This is a genomic window from [Actinomadura] parvosata subsp. kistnae, assembly GCF_900323885.1.
In the GTDB taxonomy this organism is placed as follows: domain Bacteria; phylum Actinomycetota; class Actinomycetes; order Streptosporangiales; family Streptosporangiaceae; genus Nonomuraea; species Nonomuraea composti.
Genome location: NZ_OOHJ01000018.1, coordinates 3,193,035 through 3,210,118 on the forward strand (window position 1 = coordinate 3,193,035; position 17,084 = coordinate 3,210,118).

The 17,084-nt window shown below is 68.7% G+C and carries 17 protein-coding genes and 1 pseudogene; 16 read left to right on the forward strand and 2 right to left on the reverse strand.

The window, feature by feature from the left end:
- The first annotated feature begins 6 nt into the window (after positions 1 to 6).
- The 9 genes from KIS93_RS35000 (at position 7) to KIS93_RS35040 (ending at position 11,309) form a co-directional block, all read left to right on the forward strand.
- Positions 7 to 2,364: an NADH-quinone oxidoreductase subunit G gene (locus KIS93_RS35000; protein ID WP_230465650.1), complete on the forward strand. Its 2,358-nt coding sequence runs from the start codon at positions 7 to 9 to the stop codon at positions 2,362 to 2,364.
- Entirely contained in the window at positions 2,361 to 3,644 is a 1,284-nt protein-coding gene (gene nuoH / locus KIS93_RS35005) for an NADH-quinone oxidoreductase subunit NuoH (protein ID WP_080043640.1), read from the forward strand. Before KIS93_RS35000 ends, nuoH begins: the two co-directional genes overlap by 4 nt.
- A complete protein-coding gene (nuoI, locus tag KIS93_RS35010; protein WP_080043639.1) occupies positions 3,631 to 4,146 on the forward strand; it encodes an NADH-quinone oxidoreductase subunit NuoI in 516 nt (171 codons plus the stop codon). Before nuoH ends, nuoI begins: the two co-directional genes overlap by 14 nt.
- Positions 4,139 to 4,942, forward strand: coding sequence for an NADH-quinone oxidoreductase subunit J (locus KIS93_RS35015; RefSeq protein WP_080043638.1), 804 nt, complete (start codon positions 4,139 to 4,141; stop codon positions 4,940 to 4,942). The genes nuoI and KIS93_RS35015 overlap by 8 nt, the downstream gene beginning before the upstream one ends.
- Positions 4,939 to 5,235, forward strand: coding sequence for an NADH-quinone oxidoreductase subunit NuoK (nuoK, locus tag KIS93_RS35020; RefSeq protein WP_080043637.1), 297 nt, complete (start codon positions 4,939 to 4,941; stop codon positions 5,233 to 5,235). Before KIS93_RS35015 ends, nuoK begins: the two co-directional genes overlap by 4 nt.
- Positions 5,236 to 5,308: 73 nt before the next feature.
- Positions 5,309 to 7,156 carry an NADH-quinone oxidoreductase subunit L gene (gene nuoL, locus KIS93_RS35025; protein ID WP_186404712.1) on the forward strand — a complete coding sequence of 616 codons (1,848 nt, stop codon included), beginning with the start codon at positions 5,309 to 5,311 and terminating at the stop codon, positions 7,154 to 7,156.
- Positions 7,156 to 8,715 carry an NADH-quinone oxidoreductase subunit M gene (locus tag KIS93_RS35030; protein ID WP_080043635.1) on the forward strand — a complete coding sequence of 520 codons (1,560 nt, stop codon included), beginning with the start codon at positions 7,156 to 7,158 and terminating at the stop codon, positions 8,713 to 8,715. The genes nuoL and KIS93_RS35030 overlap by 1 nt, the downstream gene beginning before the upstream one ends.
- On the forward strand, positions 8,712 to 10,304 hold the full coding sequence (gene nuoN, locus KIS93_RS35035; RefSeq protein ID WP_080043634.1) for an NADH-quinone oxidoreductase subunit NuoN: 1,593 nt from the start codon (positions 8,712 to 8,714) through the stop codon (positions 10,302 to 10,304). The genes KIS93_RS35030 and nuoN overlap by 4 nt, the downstream gene beginning before the upstream one ends.
- Positions 10,305 to 10,319: 15 nt before the next feature.
- Entirely contained in the window at positions 10,320 to 11,309 is a 990-nt protein-coding gene (locus tag KIS93_RS35040; protein WP_080043633.1) for a polyprenyl synthetase family protein, read from the forward strand.
- Here KIS93_RS35040 and rarD read toward each other — a convergent pair.
- A complete protein-coding gene (gene rarD, locus KIS93_RS35045) occupies positions 11,285 to 12,199 on the reverse strand; it encodes an EamA family transporter RarD (protein WP_080043632.1) in 915 nt (304 codons plus the stop codon). The two genes, KIS93_RS35040 and rarD, sit on opposite strands and share 25 nt — an antisense overlap.
- Positions 12,200 to 12,321: 122 nt before the next feature.
- On the opposite strand from rarD, the gene msrA reads away from it, so the two are divergent.
- The 4 genes and pseudogenes from msrA to KIS93_RS35065 all read left to right on the forward strand — a co-directional run.
- Positions 12,322 to 12,984: a peptide-methionine (S)-S-oxide reductase MsrA gene (gene msrA / locus KIS93_RS35050; RefSeq protein WP_080043631.1), complete on the forward strand. Its 663-nt coding sequence runs from the start codon at positions 12,322 to 12,324 to the stop codon at positions 12,982 to 12,984.
- A 54-nt stretch (positions 12,985 to 13,038) separates the two neighbouring features.
- Entirely contained in the window at positions 13,039 to 13,347 is a 309-nt protein-coding gene (locus tag KIS93_RS35055; RefSeq protein ID WP_080043630.1) for a type II toxin-antitoxin system prevent-host-death family antitoxin, read from the forward strand.
- A 3-nt stretch (positions 13,348 to 13,350) separates the two neighbouring features.
- Complete coding sequence (locus KIS93_RS35060; protein ID WP_080043629.1) at positions 13,351 to 13,869, forward strand: type II toxin-antitoxin system RelE family toxin; 519 nt, start codon at positions 13,351 to 13,353, stop codon at positions 13,867 to 13,869.
- 30 nt (positions 13,870 to 13,899) lie between these two features.
- Positions 13,900 to 13,998: pseudogene (locus tag KIS93_RS35065) on the forward strand (peptide-methionine (S)-S-oxide reductase MsrA); the annotation flags it as partial.
- A gap of 26 nt (positions 13,999 to 14,024) precedes the next feature.
- Here KIS93_RS35065 and KIS93_RS35070 read toward each other — a convergent pair.
- Positions 14,025 to 14,615 carry an SMI1/KNR4 family protein gene (locus KIS93_RS35070; protein WP_080043628.1) on the reverse strand — a complete coding sequence of 197 codons (591 nt, stop codon included), beginning with the start codon at positions 14,613 to 14,615 and terminating at the stop codon, positions 14,025 to 14,027.
- Between the two features lie 66 nt (positions 14,616 to 14,681).
- Between KIS93_RS35070 and KIS93_RS35075 the strand changes: the two genes are divergently transcribed.
- From KIS93_RS35075 to KIS93_RS35085, 3 genes are all read left to right on the forward strand, one after another.
- Complete coding sequence (locus KIS93_RS35075; RefSeq protein WP_080043627.1) at positions 14,682 to 15,170, forward strand: hypothetical protein; 489 nt, start codon at positions 14,682 to 14,684, stop codon at positions 15,168 to 15,170.
- An 89-nt stretch (positions 15,171 to 15,259) separates the two neighbouring features.
- Positions 15,260 to 15,751: a SigE family RNA polymerase sigma factor gene (locus tag KIS93_RS35080; protein ID WP_080043626.1), complete on the forward strand. Its 492-nt coding sequence runs from the start codon at positions 15,260 to 15,262 to the stop codon at positions 15,749 to 15,751.
- Complete coding sequence (locus tag KIS93_RS35085) at positions 15,748 to 17,058, forward strand: hypothetical protein (RefSeq protein WP_155128706.1); 1,311 nt, start codon at positions 15,748 to 15,750, stop codon at positions 17,056 to 17,058. The genes KIS93_RS35080 and KIS93_RS35085 overlap by 4 nt, the downstream gene beginning before the upstream one ends.
- Positions 17,059 to 17,084: the final 26 nt, after the last annotated feature.

A 17,084-nucleotide genomic window follows, 5' to 3' on the forward strand; every position in this document is an offset into this window, starting at 1 on the left:
ACAGAAGTGAACCTGGTGACCCTGACCATCGACGGGTTCCAGGTCAGTGTCCCCAAGGGCACTTTGATCATCAGGGCCGCCGAGCTGCTGGGCATCCAGATCCCCCGGTTCTGCGACCACCCGCTGCTCGACCCGGCCGCCAACTGCCGGCAGTGCCTGGTCGACATCCCCGACGCGGGCAACGGCCGCGGCTTCCCCAAGCCGCAGCCGTCGTGCGCGATCGAGGTCGCCGAGGGCATGGTGGTGCAGACCCAGCTCACCTCGCCGGTCGCCGAGAAGGCGCAGCGCGGGGCCATGGAGCTGCTGCTCATGAACCACCCGCTGGACTGCCCGGTCTGCGACAAGGGCGGCGAGTGCCCCCTGCAGAACCAGGCGATGTCCAACGGCCAGGGCGAGTCCCGCTTCCAGGAGCAGAAGCGCACCTTCCCCAAGCCGCTGCCGCTGTCGACGCAGGTGCTGCTCGACCGTGAGCGCTGCGTCCAGTGCGCGCGCTGCATCCGCTTCTCCGACCAGATCGCCGGCGACCCGCTCATCGAGTTCTTCGAGCGCGGGGCCAAGGAGCAGGTCCGCACGGCCGAAGGCAAGCCGTTCGACTCCTACTTCTCCGGCAACACGGTGCAGATCTGCCCGGTCGGCGCGCTCACCGGCGCCGCCTACCGCTTCCGCGCCCGCCCGTTCGACCTGGTCTCCACGCCGAGCGCGTGCGAGCACTGCGCCTCCGGGTGCAGCCTGCGCACCGACCACCGGCGCGGCCGCGTCACCCGCCGCCTGGCGGGCAACGACCCGCAGGTGAACGAGGAGTGGAACTGCGACAAGGGCCGCTGGGCGTTCACCTACGCGCAGCAGCCCGACCGCCTCAAGCAGCCGCTGGTCCGCAACGAGGAGGGCGTGCTCGTGCCCGCCTCGTGGCCGGAGGCGCTGCAGGTGGCGGCCGACGGCCTGGCCAGGGCCCGCGGCAAGGCGGGCGTGCTGGTCGGCGGCCGGGTCACGGTCGAGGACGCCTACGCCTACGCCAAGTTCGCCAGGGTCGCGCTCGGCACCAACGACGTCGACTTCCGCGCCAGGCCGCACTCCGTCGAGGAGGCGCAGTTCCTGGCGCACGCGGTGGCCGGCAAGGGCATCGAGATCAGCTACGCCGACCTCGAGAACGCCCCGCACGTGCTGCTCGTCGGGTTCGAGCCCGAGGAGGAGTCGCCGATCGTCTTCCTGCGCCTGCGCAAGGCGTGGCGGAAGAAGGGTCTCAAGGTCAGCTCGATCGCGCCGTTCGCCTCCCCGGGCCTGGCGAAGATGGGCGGCACGCTCATCCGCACCGCCCCTGGCGGCGAGGCCGACGCGATCGGCGACCTGGTCGGCACGCTGGCCGAGGGCACGATCGTGCTCGCCGGCGAGCGCCTGGCCACCGTGCCCGGCGCGCTGTCGGCGCTGGTACGCCTGGCCGCCGCCTCCTCCGGCGTGCGGATCGCCTGGATCCCGCGCCGCGCCGGTGAGCGCGGCGCCGTCGAGGCGGGCGCGCTGCCTAACCTGCTGCCGATCGGCCGCCCCGTGGACGACGAGAGCGCCAGGGCCGAGGTCGCCAGGGCGTGGAACGTGGCCTCGCTGCCCGCCACCCCCGGCCGCGACACCTCCGGCATCCTCGCCGCCGCCCGCGACGGCGAGCTGGACGCGCTGGTCGTGGCGGGCGTCGACCCGTACGACCTGCCCGACCCGGCCGCCGCGCTGGAGGCGCTGGAGCACACGCCGTTCATCGTCAGCCTGGAGATCCGCGCCAGCGCCGTCACCGACCGCGCCGACGTGGTCCTGCCCGTCGCCGCGGTGCAGGAGAAGGGCGGCACGTTCGTCAACTGGGAGGGCAGGGGCCGCTCGTTCGAGGCGCCGCTCAAGGTGCCCGGCATCCAGTCCGACCTCGCCGTGATCGCCAACCTGGCCGACCGGATGGACGTGCACCTGGGCCTGCCCGACGCCAAGGCCGCCCGGCGCGAGCTGTCGAGCCTCGGCTCCTGGCGCGGCAGCCGCGTCAGCGCGCCGGTCGCCCTGGCCCGCGCCCTCGACCTGCCCGAGCAGGGTCAGGCGCTGCTGGCCACCTGGCACCTGCTGCTCGACGAGGGCAGGCTGCAGGACGGCGAGCCGTACCTCGCGGGCACCGCCCGCACCGCCGAAGCCCTGGTCTCCGAGAGCACCGCCGCCGAGCTGGGCGTCGCCGACGGCGACAAGCTCGTCGTGGGCGACAGCGTCACCCTGCCGGTGCGCATCGCCGACCTGCCCGACCGCGTGGTCTGGGTGCCGGCGAACTCCGGCGGCTGCTCGGTCACCCGTGACCTGCGCGCGGTGGCCGGCGACATCGTCACCATCGGGAGCGCCTCATGAGTCCCACTCTGGAGAACTTCGGCCACGATCCGCTCTGGATCACCATCATCAAGGCCGTGATGCTGTTCGTCTTCCTGATGCTGGGCATCCTGTTCGGCGTCTGGTTCGAGCGCAAGCTGATCTCGCGGATGCAGCACCGCTACGGCCCCAACCGGGCCGGCAAGTTCGGTCTGCTGCAGTCCGTGGCCGACGGTCTGAAGATGGGCCTGAAGGAGGACATCTTCCCGCGGACCGTGGACAAGGTGCTCTACCTGCTGGCTCCGGTGATCATGGTGGTGCCGGCGTTCCTGGCCTTCTCCATCGTGCCTTTTGGCCCGGTGGTGAACCTGTTCGGGGTGGAGACGCCGCTGCAGCTGGTGGACCTGCCGGTGGCGGTGCTGTTCATGCTGGCCATGGGCGCGGTCTCGGTGTACGGGGTGGTGCTGGCCGGGTGGTCGTCGCGCTCGCCGTACGCGCTGCTGGGCGGGCTGCGCTCGGCGGCCCAGGTGGTCTCCTATGAGATCGCGATGGGCCTGTCGTTCGTGGCGATCTTCCTGTTCGCCGGCACCCTGTCGACCTCCGAGATCGTCAAGGCGCAGGAGCAGACCTGGTTCGCGGTGCTGCTCATCCCGTCCTTCCTGGTCTACGTGATCTGCATGTTCGGCGAGGCCGCGCGCATCCCGTTCGACCTGCCCGAGGGCGAGGGCGAGCTGGTCGGCGGCTTCCAGACCGAGTACTCCTCGTCGCTGAAGTTCGCCCTCATCATGATGGGCGAGTACCTGCACACCTTCACCGCCTCCGGCATCGCGGTCACCCTGTTTTTGGGCGGCTGGCGGGCGCCGTTCCCGATCTCGCTGTGGGACGGCGCGAACCAGGGCTGGTGGCCGGTGCTGTGGTTCTTCATCAAGTTCGTGCTCACCTTCTGCTTCATCGTGTGGGTGCGCGCCTCGCTGCCGCGGGTGCGCTACGACCAGCTCATGTCGCTGGGCTGGAAGGTGCTGATCCCGGTCAACCTGGCCTGGATCCTGCTGGTGGCCGCGGTGCGCAACGTCGTGGTCAACGACGGCAACCGCACGCTCGGCATCGGCCTCGGCGTGGTCATCGTGATCGGCGCGCTGGCCATCTGGATGCGCTTCGACACCGTCAACCAGCGGCGCAAGGAAGCGAAGAAGGCACAGGTGGAGGCCGAGTTCGAGCAACTGTCCGAGGAGCCGACGGCCGGTGGCTTCCCTGTGCCGCCGCTCGACCTGCCGCACTACCACGGGGTGCAGCACAAGGAGATTCCCAGTGGGACTAACTGATTGGCTGAACCCCGTCAAGGGCTTCGGGGTCACCTTCCACACGATGTTCAAGAAGCCCGTCACGACGAACTACCCGGAGGAGAAGAAGCCCACGGCTCCTCGCTTCCACGGGCGTCACCAGCTCAACCGCTGGCCGGACGGGCTGGAGAAGTGCGTCGGGTGCGAGCTGTGCGCCTGGGCGTGTCCCGCCGACGCGATCTACGTCGAAGGCGCGGACAACACCGAGGAGGAGCGCTACTCGCCGGGCGAGCGTTACGGGCGCACCTACCAGATCAACTATCTGCGGTGCATCCTGTGCGGCCTGTGCATCGAGGCCTGCCCGACCCGCGCGCTCACCATGACCAACGAGTACGAGCTCGCCGACACCAACCGCGAGAGCCTCATCTACACCAAGGAGATGCTGCTCGCGCCGCTGACCCAGGGCATGGAGCAGCCGCCGCACCCCATGCGGCTCGGTGAGACCGAAGAGGACTACTACCGGCTGGGGCGGACCAATGGGTGAGACCATCACTTTCTGGGTGCTCGCCGTCGTCTCCGTCGGCGCCGCGCTCGGCATGGTCTTCAACCGCAAGGCCGTGTACTCCGCGCTGATGCTCGGCACCGTGATGCTCTGCCTGGCCGTCCTGTACGCCGTGCAGGACGCGCCGTTCCTGGCCGCGGTGCAGATCATCGTCTACACCGGCGCGATCATGATGCTGTTCCTGTTCGTGCTCATGCTCGTCGGCGTCGACTCCTCCGACTCCTTCGTGGAGACGCTAAAGGGACAGCGCTTCTGGGCGATCCTCGCCGGCCTCGGCTTCCTGGCCCTGATCGTGCTGGCCGTCGGCAACGCGGTCTTCGCGCCCCAGGTCGGGCTGGCCCAGGCCACCGGGCAGGGCGGCTACATCCGCTCGATCGCGCTGCTGCTGTTCACCAAGTACGTGTTCGCGTTCGAGATCACCTCGGCGCTGCTCATCACCGCCGCGCTCGGCGCGATGGTGCTGGCGCACCGCGAGAAGCTCACCGAGAAGGTCACGCAGAAGGACCTGTCCCGGGCCCGCTTCCTCGGCGACCGCCCGTCCCCGCTGCCCGGCCCCGGCACCTACGCCAGGAGCAACGCCATCGACATGCCGGCGCTGCTGCCCGACGGGTCGGTCGCCGCGGACTCGGTCAACCGCTACATCGCGCGCTACGACGTCGAGCACGACCACCTGCCCGAGGACCCGAAGCTCGCCGAGGCCATCAAGCACACGGCCGAGCTCGACCACGCCCCGACCGAGGCGGAGAAGGACGCCGAGACCAATGAGGTGACCAAGTGACCACGCACTACCTCGTCCTGTCCGGCATCCTCTTCGCCATCGGCGCACTCGGCGTGCTGATCAGGCGCAACGCGATCGTGGTGTTCATGTGCGTCGAGCTGATGCTCAACGCCTGCAACCTCGCCTTCGTCACCTTCTCCAGGCAGGTCGGCAACCTGGAGGGCCAGATCATCGCGTTCTTCGTGATGGTGGTGGCCGCGGCCGAGGTCGTGGTCGGCCTGGCCATCATCGTGACGATCTTCCGAACCCGCAGGTCCGCGTCCGTCGACGACGCGAACCTGCTGAAGTACTAAGAGGTGACTGGTGGAATCTCATATCGCTGAGATCGTCCAGCACACCGGTGGAGTGATCGGCAACGCCTGGCTGATGATCGCCTTCCCGCTCGTCGGGGCGTTCATCCTGCTGGTGTTCAACCGGTTCACCAACCGATGGGGCCATCTGCTGGGCGTGGCCATGTCCCTCGCCTCGTTCGTCGTGGCGGTGCTGGCGTTCTTCGAGCTGATCGGGTTCGGGGAGGAGGAGCGCCGCAGGGCCGTCCACCTCTACGAGTTCATCCCCGGCATGGTCGACATGGGGCTGCTCATCGACCCCCTGTCCATCAGCTTCGCGCTGCTGATCACCGGTGTGGGCTCGCTGATCCACATCTACTCGATCGGCTACATGGCCCACGACGAGCACCGGCGCAGGTTCTTCTCCTACCTGAACCTGTTCGTCGCCGCGATGCTGCTGCTGGTGCTGGCCGACAACTACGTCGGCCTGTTCATCGGCTGGGAGGGCGTGGGTCTGGCCTCGTACCTGCTGATCGGCTTCTGGCAGTTCAAGCCGTCGGCGGCGGTCGCGGCCAAGAAGGCGTTCGTCGTCAACCGCGTCGGTGACTTCGGCCTGCTGGTCGGCATGTTCATCATCTGGACCACGTTCGGCACCCTGACCTTCGCCGAGCTGGGCGAGAAGATCCAGCCCGGCCAGACGAACGGCACCATGCTCGCCATCGGCCTGCTGCTGCTCCTCGGCGCGTGCGGCAAGTCGGCGCAGCTCCCGCTGCAGTCGTGGCTCCTCGACGCCATGGAGGGCCCGACCCCGGTCTCGGCCCTCATCCACGCCGCCACCATGGTCACCGCAGGCGTCTACCTGGTCGTCCGCTCCGGGGCGTTCTTCTTCCCCGAGGGCTCCGGCGCCGCGCTCGCCGTCGCCATCGTCGGCGCGGCCACGCTGCTCGCCGGTGCGATCATCGGTTGCGCCAAGGACGACATCAAGAAGGGCCTGGCCGGCTCCACGATGTCGCAGATCGGCTACATGATGCTCGGCGCGGGCCTCGGCCCGGCGGGCTACGCCTTCGCGATCGGCCACCTGATCACGCACGGCTTCTTCAAGGCCGACATGTTCCTCGGCGCCGGCTCCGTCATGCACGGCATGAACGACGAGGTCGACATGCGCAAGTACGGCGCCCTGCGCAAGGTCATGCCGATCACGTTCGTCACGTTCTTCATCGGCTATCTGGCGATCATCGGCTTCCCGCTGCTGTCCGGCTACTTCACCAAGGACGGCATCATCGAGACCGCGGTCCACCACCAGCCCATCCTCGGCTGGCTGGCCGTGCTCGGCGCCGGCATCACCGGCTTCTACATGTCGCGGATGGTCTTCATGACCTTCTTCGGCCAGAAGCGCTGGGCCGACGACGCGCACCCGCACGAGTCGCCGCTCGTCATGACGGTGCCGCTGATGATCCTGTCGCTCGGCGCGCTCGGCCTGGGCGCCTACCTGGTGCTCAGCAACCGGCTCCTGCTGTTCCTGGCCCCGGCCGTCGGCCGGCCCGAGGAGCTGCCGGAGTTCGCGCCGTTCGCCCCGTCCGGCCTGGCCACGCTCGGCCTCGTCGCGGTCGGCGCGATCTTCGCCTGGATGAAGTACGGCCGGGCCGAGGTGCCGTCGGTGCAGCCGCGCGGCTCCTTCCTCACCACGTTCGCCCGGCGCGACCTCTACGGTGACGCGCTCAACGAGTCGCTCTTCATGCGCCCCGGCCAGTGGCTGACCCGCCTCGCGGTGTTCTTCGACAACCGCGGCGTCGACGGGATCGTCAACGGCCTGGCGGCGGGCATCGGCGGCAGCTCCGGGCGCCTGAGGCGGGTCCAGACGGGCTTCGCCAGAACGTACGCGCTGTCCATCTTCATCGGTGCCGCCCTGCTGACCGGCGCCCTGCTCCTCGTTGGGAACATCTGATGTCACCCTGGCTTCCGATACTCATGGCGGTGCCCGTGGTGGGCGCCATCGTGGTGGCCCTGCTTCCCAAGGGCAGTGACAAGCTGGCCAAGCAGGTAGCGCTGCTCGTCTCGCTGCTGGTGCTGGTCCTCACGGGCGTCGTGGCCGCCGGGTTCAAGCCGTCGGGCGAGCGCTTCCAGTTCGTCGCCGAGTACAACTGGATCCCGAGCTTCGGCGTGAAGTTCGGGGTCGGCGTCGACGGTGTCGCCCTGGTGCTCATCGCCCTGTCGGCGGTGCTGGTGCCGATCGTGATCCTGGCGTCCTGGCACGACGCCGACGGCGTCAAGACCGCCGACGGCACGCTGATCACGCCCAAGCGGTCGGTGAAGACGTACTTCTCGCTGCTGCTCGTGCTCGAAGCGATGATGATCGGCGTCTTCGCGGCGACCGACATCTTCCTGTTCTACGTCTTCTTCGAAGCCATGCTGATCCCGATGTACTTCATGATCGGGTCGTACGGCGGCGCCCAGCGGTCCTACGCGGCCGTCAAGTTCCTGCTGTACTCGCTGTTCGGCGGCCTGCTCATGCTGGTCGCGGTCATCGGGCTGTACTTCGTGGCCGGCAAGCAGACGTTCATGTTCCCCGAGCTCGTCGGGGCCATCCAGGACCCGGTCACGCAGAAGTGGCTGTTCGCCGGCTTCTTCATCGCCTTCGCCATCAAGGCGCCGCTGTGGCCGGTGCACACCTGGCTGCCCGACGCGGCCGCCCAGGCCCCGGCCGGCGCCGCGGTGCTGCTGGTGGGTGTGCTGGACAAGGTTGGCACGTTCGGGATGCTGCGCTTCTGCCTGGAGCTGTTCCCCGACGCCGCCAAGGCGTTCACGATGCCGATCGTCGTCCTGGCGGTCATCAGCATCATCTACGGCGCCATCGTCGCCATCGGGCAGACCGACATGAAGCGGCTCATCGCCTACACGTCGATCTCCCACTTCGGCTTCATCGTCCTGGGCGTGTTCGCCATGTCGTCCGTCGCCCAGTCCGGCGCGGCGCTCTACATGGTCAACCACGGCTTCGCCACCGGCGCGCTGTTCCTGGCCGCCGGGTTCCTCATCGCGCGGCGCGGCTCGCCGTTCATCGCCGACTACGGCGGCGTGCAGAAGGTCGCGCCGCTGCTCGCGGGCTTCTTCCTGGTCGCCGGTCTGGCCGGTCTCTCGCTGCCGGGCCTGTCGTCCTTCGTCAGCGAGTTCATGGTCATGATCGGCACGTACTCCAGCCAGGCGCACGGCTCCGGCGCCCTGACGGTGGCCGCGATCATCTCCGCGGTGGCCGTGATCCTCGCGGCCGTCTACATCCTGTGGATGGTGCAGCGCACCATGAACGGGCCGACGGCCGAGCCGGTCAAGGCGTTCAAGGACCTGAACGCCCGCGAGGTCTGGGTGCTGGCTCCGCTGGTCGCCCTCATCATCGGCTTCGGCTTCTTCCCCAAGCCGCTGCTCGATGTGATCAACCCGTCTGTGCAACAGACGCTGACCAACGTGAAGGTGCCCACCTCCACCATCGCTGAGAAGGGGACAGGTCAGTGAACCCCGCCATCGAAGCGCCGACGATCGAGTACGGCACGCTGGCGCCGCTGCTGATCATCTTCGGCGCGGCCTGCATCGGCGTGCTCGTCGAGGCGTTCGCGCCGCGCTACCTGCGCAAGTCCATCCACGTGCCGCTCACCCTGCTGAGCCTGGCCGGCGCGTTCGCGCTGGTGCTGGTGCAGACCGTGCGCGGCCAGATCTCCACCACGGCCTCCGCCATGGGCGCGGTCGCCGTGGACGGGCCCTCGCTGTTCATCTGGGGCGTCATCCTCGTCCTGTCGTTCGTCTGCGTGCTGCTGATCAACGACGAGGGGCACTTCGTGGCCTCCGCCGCGGCCGTGCCGGGCAGCGCCGACGAGGAGGAGGCCGAGGCCCACGACAACGGCACCGGCCACACCGAGGTCTACCCGCTGGTCCTGTTCGCCGTGGGCGGCATGCTGCTGTTCCCGGCCGCGCACGACCTGCTGATGATGTTCGTGGCCCTCGAGGTCATGTCGCTGCCTCTCTACTTGCTCTGCGGCCTGGCCCGCAGGCGCCGCCTGCTGTCGCAGGAGGCGTCCATGAAGTACTTCCTGCTGGGCGCCTTCTCCTCGGCGTTCTTCCTGTACGGCACCGCCATGATCTACGGCTTCGCGGGCACCGTCTCGCTGCCGGGCATCAACAAGGCCCTGGCCTCGGGCAACACGCTCGACCCGCTGCTGCTGATCGGGTTCGCGCTGCTCGGCGTGGGCCTGCTGTTCAAGATCGGCGCGGCGCCGTTCCAGGCATGGAAGCCGGACGTCTACCAGGGCGCCCCGACCCCCATCACCGCCCTCATGGCCTCCGGCACGCTCGTCGCGGCCGTCGGCGCCGTGCTGCGGGTCTTCTGGGTGGGCCTGGGCAACCTCGACTGGGAGTGGCGGCCGGTCATCTGGGGCGTCGCCGCCCTCACGATGATCGTCGGCTCGATCCTGGCGATCACGCAGACCGAGATCAAGCGCATGCTCGCCTACTCGTCCATCGCGCACGCCGGCTTCCTGCTGGTCGGCGTGATGGCCACGTACGGCAGCGCCCAGCAGAACGCCGGCTCGCTCAAGGCGATCCTGTTCTACCTCGCGGTCTACGGCATCACCACGGTCGGCGCGTTCGCCGTACTGACGCTCGTGCGCGACCCGGGCGGCGAGGCGGGGCACCTGTCCCGCTGGGCCGGCCTCGGCAAGCGCGCGCCCGTCCTGTCCGGCGTGTTCGCCTTCTTCCTGCTCGCCTTCGCCGGAATCCCGCTGACCAGCGGCTTCTTCGGCAAGTACGCCGTCTTCGCCGCCGCACTGAACAGCGGCACGCAGCCCGGCGACTCCATGGGCGGCTGGATGGCCGGCCTGGTCGTCGTGGGCGTGGTCGCCTCCGCGATCGCCGCGTTCTTCTACGTCCGCGTGATCGTGCTGATGTTCTTCAGCGAGCCGGCGGCCGACGGCCCGGCCATCGCGGCCCCCAGTATGGGGACCGTGGCGGTCATCGCGGTTTCGCTGCTGGTTACCGTAGGAGTGGGGCTCTACCCGGAGTCCGTGCTCGGTGTCGCCAACGACGCTGCCAGCAGCCTGTTCATCAGATAGACAAGGGGATCTCGTATGTCTGCGCCTCCCGTGGTTGACCTTCCCATTGCGGACGAGCGGTTGGCGCAGGACGTGGCCAACGGCCTGGCCGCGGTCGAGAAGCTCCTGCGCTCGTCGGTCGAGAGCGACGACGCCTTCGTCACGGAGGTGTCGAAGCACCTCATCGAGGCGGGCGGCAAGCGGTTCCGTACGCTCATGGTGCTGCTCGCCGCCCAGTTCGGCGACCCGTCGGCGCCGGGTGTCGTGCCCGGCGCCGTGGTCATCGAGCTGACCCACCTCGGCTCGCTCTACCACGACGACGTCATGGACGAGGCCCCGGTCCGCCGGGGCTCCCCGTCCGCGAACGCCCGGTGGGACAACACCGTGGCCATCCTCACCGGCGACTACCTGTTCGCCCAGGCGTCCGACCTGCTGGCCGACCTCGGGCCCGAGCTGATCCGCATCCAGGCGCAGACGTTCTCCCGCCTGGTCCAGGGCCAGATCCGCGAGACGATCGGCCCTCGCGACGACGAAGACCCGATCGCCCACTACCTCGGCGTCCTGGCCGACAAGACGGGCTCCCTCATCGCCGCCTCCGGCCGTTTCGGCGCGCTGCTGTCGGGCGCGCCGGCGGACGTGGAAGAGCGCCTCAGCCGCGCCTGCGAGGCCATCGGGGTGGCCTGGCAGCTCGGCGACGACCTGCTCGACGTCGCCTCCAGCGGCGCCCAGTCCGGCAAGACGCCCGGCACCGACCTGCGCGAGGGCATCAAGACCCTCCCCGTCCTGTACGCGCTGGCCGCCGGCGACTCCCCGCGCCTGACCGCCCTGCTGTCCGGCCCCGTGGCCGAGCAGGACGTCGAGGAGGCGCTCACGCTGCTGCGCGCCCACCCCGGCATGGCTCAGGCCCGCGCCGAGCTGGTGGCCTGGATCGACCGCGCCCGCGCCGACATCTCGGGCCTGCCCGACATCCCGGCCAAGGACGCGTTCCTGGCGCTCTGCGACTACGTGGTCGAACGCTCCGGCTGAGGCACCGCCGCCTTACGGGCGGTACGGGTCCTCCGTGCCGCCCGCAGGCTGTCGTACGTGAAGATGATCAGCGCCAGCCACACGATCGAGAAGCCGATCCACCGGCTCGACGGCATGACCTCCTTCGCGATCACCACCCCGCACACCATCTGCAGGATCGGCGCGATGTACTGCAGCAGCCCGATCGTGCTCAGCGGCACCCTGATCGCCGCCGCCCCGAAGCAGAGCAGCGGCAGCGCCGTGATGACCCCGGCGCCCACCAGCAGCGCGATGTGCCCCGGCCCCTGCGTGCCGAACGTCGACCCACCTGTCACCTGGAGATACACCAGGTAACCGAGGGCGGGCAGCAGCAGCACCAGCGTCTCGACCGCCAGGCTCTCCGTCGCCGCCACGTTCGCCCGCTTCTTGACCAGCCCGTAGATGCCGAAGCTGAACGCCAGCGTCAGCGCGATCCATGGCAGGCGCCCGTAGTCGAGCGTCAGCACCAGCACCGCCAGCGCCCCGAACCCGACCGCCACCCGCAGCCGCTCCCGCAGCAGCACCACCCCGAACAGCACGTTGACCAGCGGGTTGATGAAGTACCCGAGGGCGCTCTCCACGACGTGGCCGGTGTTGACGGCGTAGATGTAGGTGCCCCAGTTGACGGTCACGACGATGGCGGCGACGGTCAGCAGGGCCAGCTTGGCCGGCTGCCGGACGATCGCCTTCACCCACGACCAGTGCCGGCGCACGGCCAGCGCGACGGCGACGACGACCAGCGACCACACCATCCGGTGGGCGAGGATCTCGACGGCCCCGGAGGGCTTCAACAGGGGCCAGTAGAGGGGGAACAGCCCCCACATGGTGTAGGCGGCGATCCCGTAGAACACGCCACGCCGAAGGTCAGGCATGTCCCCGATTGTCACCCCTTACCACCTTTAAACACAAATTTCGTGCACTAAGCGGAATTGTGTAGACATCCTTAAGTGTTGAGGCGTGTGTAGGCTGGATCACGACCTGTGGAGGTAGCGCTATGGGCTGGCTGTTCGGCGGCAACAAGACATCGATGGTCCGACCCGAGGACGCCCTCCCCGGCCGCCCCGACCCCATCCCCGTCCCGGCCCGCCACGCCGTCCTCGACGCCCCCCTCGCGCCTCCCTACCCGGACGGCCTGGAGATCGCCGACTTCGGCCTCGGCTGCTTCTGGGGCGCCGAGCGCAAGTTCTGGCAGACCCCCGGCGTCTACACCACCGCCGTCGGCTACCAGGGCGGCTACACGCCCAACCCGACGTACGAGGAGGTCTGCACCGGCCAGACCGGCCACACGGAGGCCGTCCGCGTCGTCTACGACCCCGCGCAGGTCTCGTACGAGGAGCTCCTGAAGCTCTTCTGGGAGTCCCACGACCCCACCCAGGGCATGCGCCAGGGCAACGACGTCGGCACCCAGTACCGCTCAGCCATCTACTACCACTCCCCGGAGCAGCAGAAGGCGGCGGAGGCTTCGCGCGACGCCTACCAGCGGGTCCTGAAGACGGCCGGCTACGGCGACATCACCACGGAAATCGCGTCGGCCGGCCCGTTCTACTATGCGGAGGAGTATCACCAGCAGTACCTGTACAAAGTGCCCAATGGGTACTGCGGCATCGGCGGCACCGGGGTCTCCTGCCCGGTCGGCCTGACCTCCGGCGAGGCGTGAGCCTGCGCTCGCTCAGGGATCGCGATTCTGTGCAGAAAGATATACAGTTGGCGTATGACTGTTCTGCACGACGCCACTGAACTGAGCGTCACAGAAGCGGCCCAGCGAGGAGTTGCCCGCCTGGTGGCTGATGCGGAGCAGGGAACCGATCTGGTGGTCACCCGTCGGCATCAGCCGGTGGCGGCAGTGGTGAGCATCCGCCGGCTCAACGAGTTGGAGAAGGCGGCGGCCGATCTGCGTGATCTGGCGCTCGTGCTTGCCCGATCGGTCACGGACACGGGGGAGCGGGTCTCGCTCGATGAGGTGCTCGCCGCTTTCGGGCATACTCGCGAGTCGCTGTCTGCTATCCCGGACGATGAGTGAATCGTGTCCGACGTCGTATTCACGGCGCCGGCGGTCGACGACCTCCGGCGCATTGGCCCAGACACGGTGCCCAAAGTACTCAAGAAGATCCTTCTCCTGCTGGACAACCCTGAAGCTGGTTACCCGCTTGGCGGGGAACTGACGGGTTTCCGGAAGCTGGTGGTCGGTCGTAACACCTGGCGTGTCGTCTACCGCATCACCGAGGACAAGTCGGTGGAGATCTGCGAGGTGTGGGCTGTCGGCGAGCGGGCCGACGCGGAAGTGTACGCGGAGGCGACGGCGAGGGTTCGCGAAGCGGGTGCTGGCCGTCCCGAGATCGTACAACTCGGCCAGGTGATCGAGCGCCTGGGCACGCTGGCCGATCGCATGCGGGTGGAGAAAGCGCCCCCTAGAGAACCGGTTCCGGATTGGCTCGCGGATCGGTTGATTTACACGGCCGGGATGGCCCGGGAGGACGTTGCTGCTCTTGACCTCCAAGAGGCCGTCGACTTGTGGGCTGACTACCGATCGAAGGCCCGGTAGGTTGCACGTCTCTTGCCTGGAGTGAAGCGCTACCACCAGCAGTACTTGTTCAAGGTCCCGAACGGGTACTGCGGCATCGGCGGCACCGGAGTCGCCTGCCCGGTCGGCCTGACCTCCGGCGAGGCGTAGAACTACGGAGACAGCTCGATCCCGGCTCATGGGCGCCCGGCGTCGATCATGGGCCAGGGCGTGCTTTCGGCGATTTCCAGCTCGTTCATCGCCAGGTCCCAGAAGGACCTGTAGCGGTTGGCGCCGGGCAGCCATGGCGCGAGATACCAGGCTTCCCACTCGCCTTCAGAGGTTTTGACATGGGGATTGAGGAGAGCCGCTCCGTCATCCCAATATCCGATCAGAAGGGTGCTGGGCACGTACTCCCCTCTGTAATGGATGGAGTCCTGCTCCGTTCCGTAGACGAGGTAGAGCTCGTCGGGCACGCTCCACGAGTTCTCGCGCTGGGGTGCTGACCAGCTCTCGGCGGTCGAGGGATCGACATCGCGGAGCCAGCCGATTTCTTCGGTGCGCAGCAGGCAGCAGTCATCGTCGCTGCCCCATCCGTTGGCGAACAAAAGGAATTGCCGGTAACTCGGCGGCAGCTCCACGCCCAGCCGCTCTTCAAGGCCCTGAACCTCTGCTTCGGTAGCGGGGGAATACAGGTCGCCGAGTGGGCGGACTTTCGGGTGATCGGAACCTTCGGTCGCCGGATGCCTTTTGGGGAAGCGTTCAGACCACGCGTACTGGGCACTCATCGTGAAGAAGATAGCCCCGTTTCGGGGGCCTGCGCGTGCGCGACGTCTGCGCGCTACTCTGCTCCGATGGGAAACCGCTGGCCTGTCCTGGTTCTCGTCGTCCTGGTCGTCGCCTTCTCCTCAGGGTGTGGGTTCTTGGGAGTGGCCGCCGGCGGAGGGGTGTGTCAGGAACGGGCGGATTATGAGAACGCTCTTGTCCGGGAGGCGTTGAGTCCCGTTCTGGCCCAGGCGGGGCTGGATGGGGCCATGGAGGACTGGGATGACTGTGATTCCTCCACGTACGGGTCCCATGTGTATGTCTCCCTTGATGGTGTGCAGCCGGAGAACGTCGTGGACGCCTTCGTGAAGGCCGGGTGGAGCAGTCGGCCGGTCGCCGAGCGGAGCCGGGACTGCGCTGCCGGGTGCGATGCGTACGGCCTGACGAAGAAGGTCGGGGAGCGGGTCGTGGACGTGTCGGTCGAGGGGGACGAGGGCGTGGAGATTCTGGCGTCGGCGGCTGACGACTGCTGGGATGCCGGCGGTTATCGGTGTGTCGGCGGGCTCAGCGCCGGCTGAGGTTCTCAGGGGCGGCGAGTTTTCGGGGGATGCAACATTCCCGGGGGTCCGGAGCGTCTCAGTCGGGATGAACGAGAGGACCCGCACTCGTGGATGACGCACCGGATTTCGCGGACTTCGTGGCCAACCGGGGTGATGCGTTGTTCCGCTACGCCTACATGCTCACCGGCAACCCGCACGACGCCGCCGACCTGGTTCAGGATGCGGTGATCCGGTTGCGGGACTCGTGGCCGCGGGTGCGGCGCAAGCACAGTCCGGAGAGTTACGTGAAAACCACGATCACGCGGTTGCACATTTCCGTGTGGCGGCGGCGCAGGCGGGAGCAGCTGGCTTGGGAGGTGCCTGAGCCGCCGCAGTCGGTGGCGGAGTCGCCGCTGGATCTGTGGGATGAGCTGGGCAAGCTGCCCAAGCGTCAGCGTGCGGTGCTCGTCCTGCGGTACTACGAGGACCGGCCGGACGCGGAGATCGCCGAGATGCTCGGGATCTCGCCTGGGACGGTGCGGAGTCAGGCGTCCCGGGCCTTGGAGAAGCTGCGCGACACCGTCAGCCAGGACCGTCACCCAGGGAGGAGCCGGCGATGAACGACGTCGAGGAGGCGCTGCGCCGTACGTTCGCCCGCGCGGAGGCGCGGATCCCGGCCGTGCCGCCGGAGCTGTTGCGCGAGGTGGCCCGGCCGCCGGCCCGGCGTCGCGGGTGGCGTGGACCTCGTGGACCTCGTGGGTGGCGTGGGCGTCGTGGGTTGGTGCAGGTGGTCGCGGTGGCCGCCGGTCTCGTGCTGGTGGTCTGGGGGTCGGCGGTGGTGACGCGGTGGGTCTCCGGGCCCCCGCCCGCCGCTACGCCCCAGCCTGCGAACACGCCCCAGCCTGCCGGCACGCCCCAGCCCGCCGACACCTCGCAGCCCGCCGACACGCCGCCGGCCACCGCCACCACGCGGCCGACGTCGCGCGAGCCCGCCACCCGGCGGGTCGTGAAGGAGATCGCGCCGCCGCTGGAGCAGGTGCTGCCGTCGGTGGTCGCGGAGGTGCCGCGGAAGGCCGGGAACGGGGAGGCGTTCACGCCGAAGACGTTCATCGACGAGCGCACCCTGCTCGGGTACGTGTCGAAGAAGGGCTACGATCCCGCGCCCGAATGGTGGGTCTACCACCTGGAGTCGCGGGCCTTCCAGCGCCTGGCCACCCTCGACCGTCCGGTCGCGCCGGTGGAGTCGCCGGCGGTGGGTGAGGGGGTGATCGTCTGGTTCAAGTACGCGAAGCGGAACATCGACATCATGGCGGTCCCCGTGACGGGCGGCACTCCCCGCAGGGTGGTCTCGTTCGAGGCCGAGCGGGACGTGGACAAGGTGAACGGCGACACCGTGTACGGCGTGGACGTGGCCGTCGGGGACGGCAAGGTCTTCTGGTCGTCCACCAAGTCGGGCGGCGTGCACCAGGTTGCGCTGTCGGGTGGCGAGCCTTCGGCCGTCCCGGGCACGGAGGGGCTGCGGCTCTTCCGCTGGCCGTGGGCGGGGCGGTCCGCCGACATCCCGATGGGGGGCATGACGGAGCTGGTCGACCTGAGCACCGGCGAGCGGCTCGACGATCCGGCGCAGGCATTGTGCGACGTGACCTGGTGCCTGGTCGGCGGCGACCGGGCGATGCTCCGCGACGGCGGCCGGGTCGTGGACCTGCCGGGCAACAGCCCGCGCTCGCTCGTGGCCGATCGCTTCGTGACCATCAGTCAGACCGACGAGCGGGGGCGGAAGGCTCAGGTGATCTTCGATCTGGCCACGTCGAAGGCGGGCAGGCTGTGGATGCAGGACGACCACAAGGCCTCCCCGACGCTCTACACGGACTCGGAGATGCTGTATTTCAAGCGCGGCGACAAGTGGTTCGTCATCCATGACCGCTGACCGTGGGAAGGTTGCGAGCACGGGGA

Bases quoted from the DNA above. Each gene is read 5' to 3' on its own strand.
- nuoH (WP_080043640.1), top strand. From the start codon at position 2,361: ATGAGTCCCACTCTGGAGAACTTCGGCCACGATCCGCTCTGGATCACC.
- KIS93_RS35015 (WP_080043638.1), top strand. From the start codon at position 4,139: ATGGGTGAGACCATCACTTTCTGGGTGCTCGCCGTCGTCTCCGTCGGC.
- nuoL (WP_186404712.1), top strand. From the start codon at position 5,309: ATGATCGCCTTCCCGCTCGTCGGGGCGTTCATCCTGCTGGTGTTCAAC.
- KIS93_RS35030 (WP_080043635.1), top strand. From the start codon at position 7,156: ATGTCACCCTGGCTTCCGATACTCATGGCGGTGCCCGTGGTGGGCGCC.
- KIS93_RS35040 (WP_080043633.1), top strand. From the start codon at position 10,320: ATGTCTGCGCCTCCCGTGGTTGACCTTCCCATTGCGGACGAGCGGTTG.
- rarD (WP_080043632.1), bottom strand. From the start codon at position 12,199: ATGCCTGACCTTCGGCGTGGCGTGTTCTACGGGATCGCCGCCTACACC.
- msrA (WP_080043631.1), top strand. From the start codon at position 12,322: ATGGGCTGGCTGTTCGGCGGCAACAAGACATCGATGGTCCGACCCGAG.
- KIS93_RS35055 (WP_080043630.1), top strand. From the start codon at position 13,039: ATGACTGTTCTGCACGACGCCACTGAACTGAGCGTCACAGAAGCGGCC.
- KIS93_RS35070 (WP_080043628.1), bottom strand. From the start codon at position 14,615: ATGAGTGCCCAGTACGCGTGGTCTGAACGCTTCCCCAAAAGGCATCCG.
- KIS93_RS35075 (WP_080043627.1), top strand. From the start codon at position 14,682: ATGGGAAACCGCTGGCCTGTCCTGGTTCTCGTCGTCCTGGTCGTCGCC.
- KIS93_RS35085 (WP_155128706.1), top strand. From the start codon at position 15,748: ATGAACGACGTCGAGGAGGCGCTGCGCCGTACGTTCGCCCGCGCGGAG.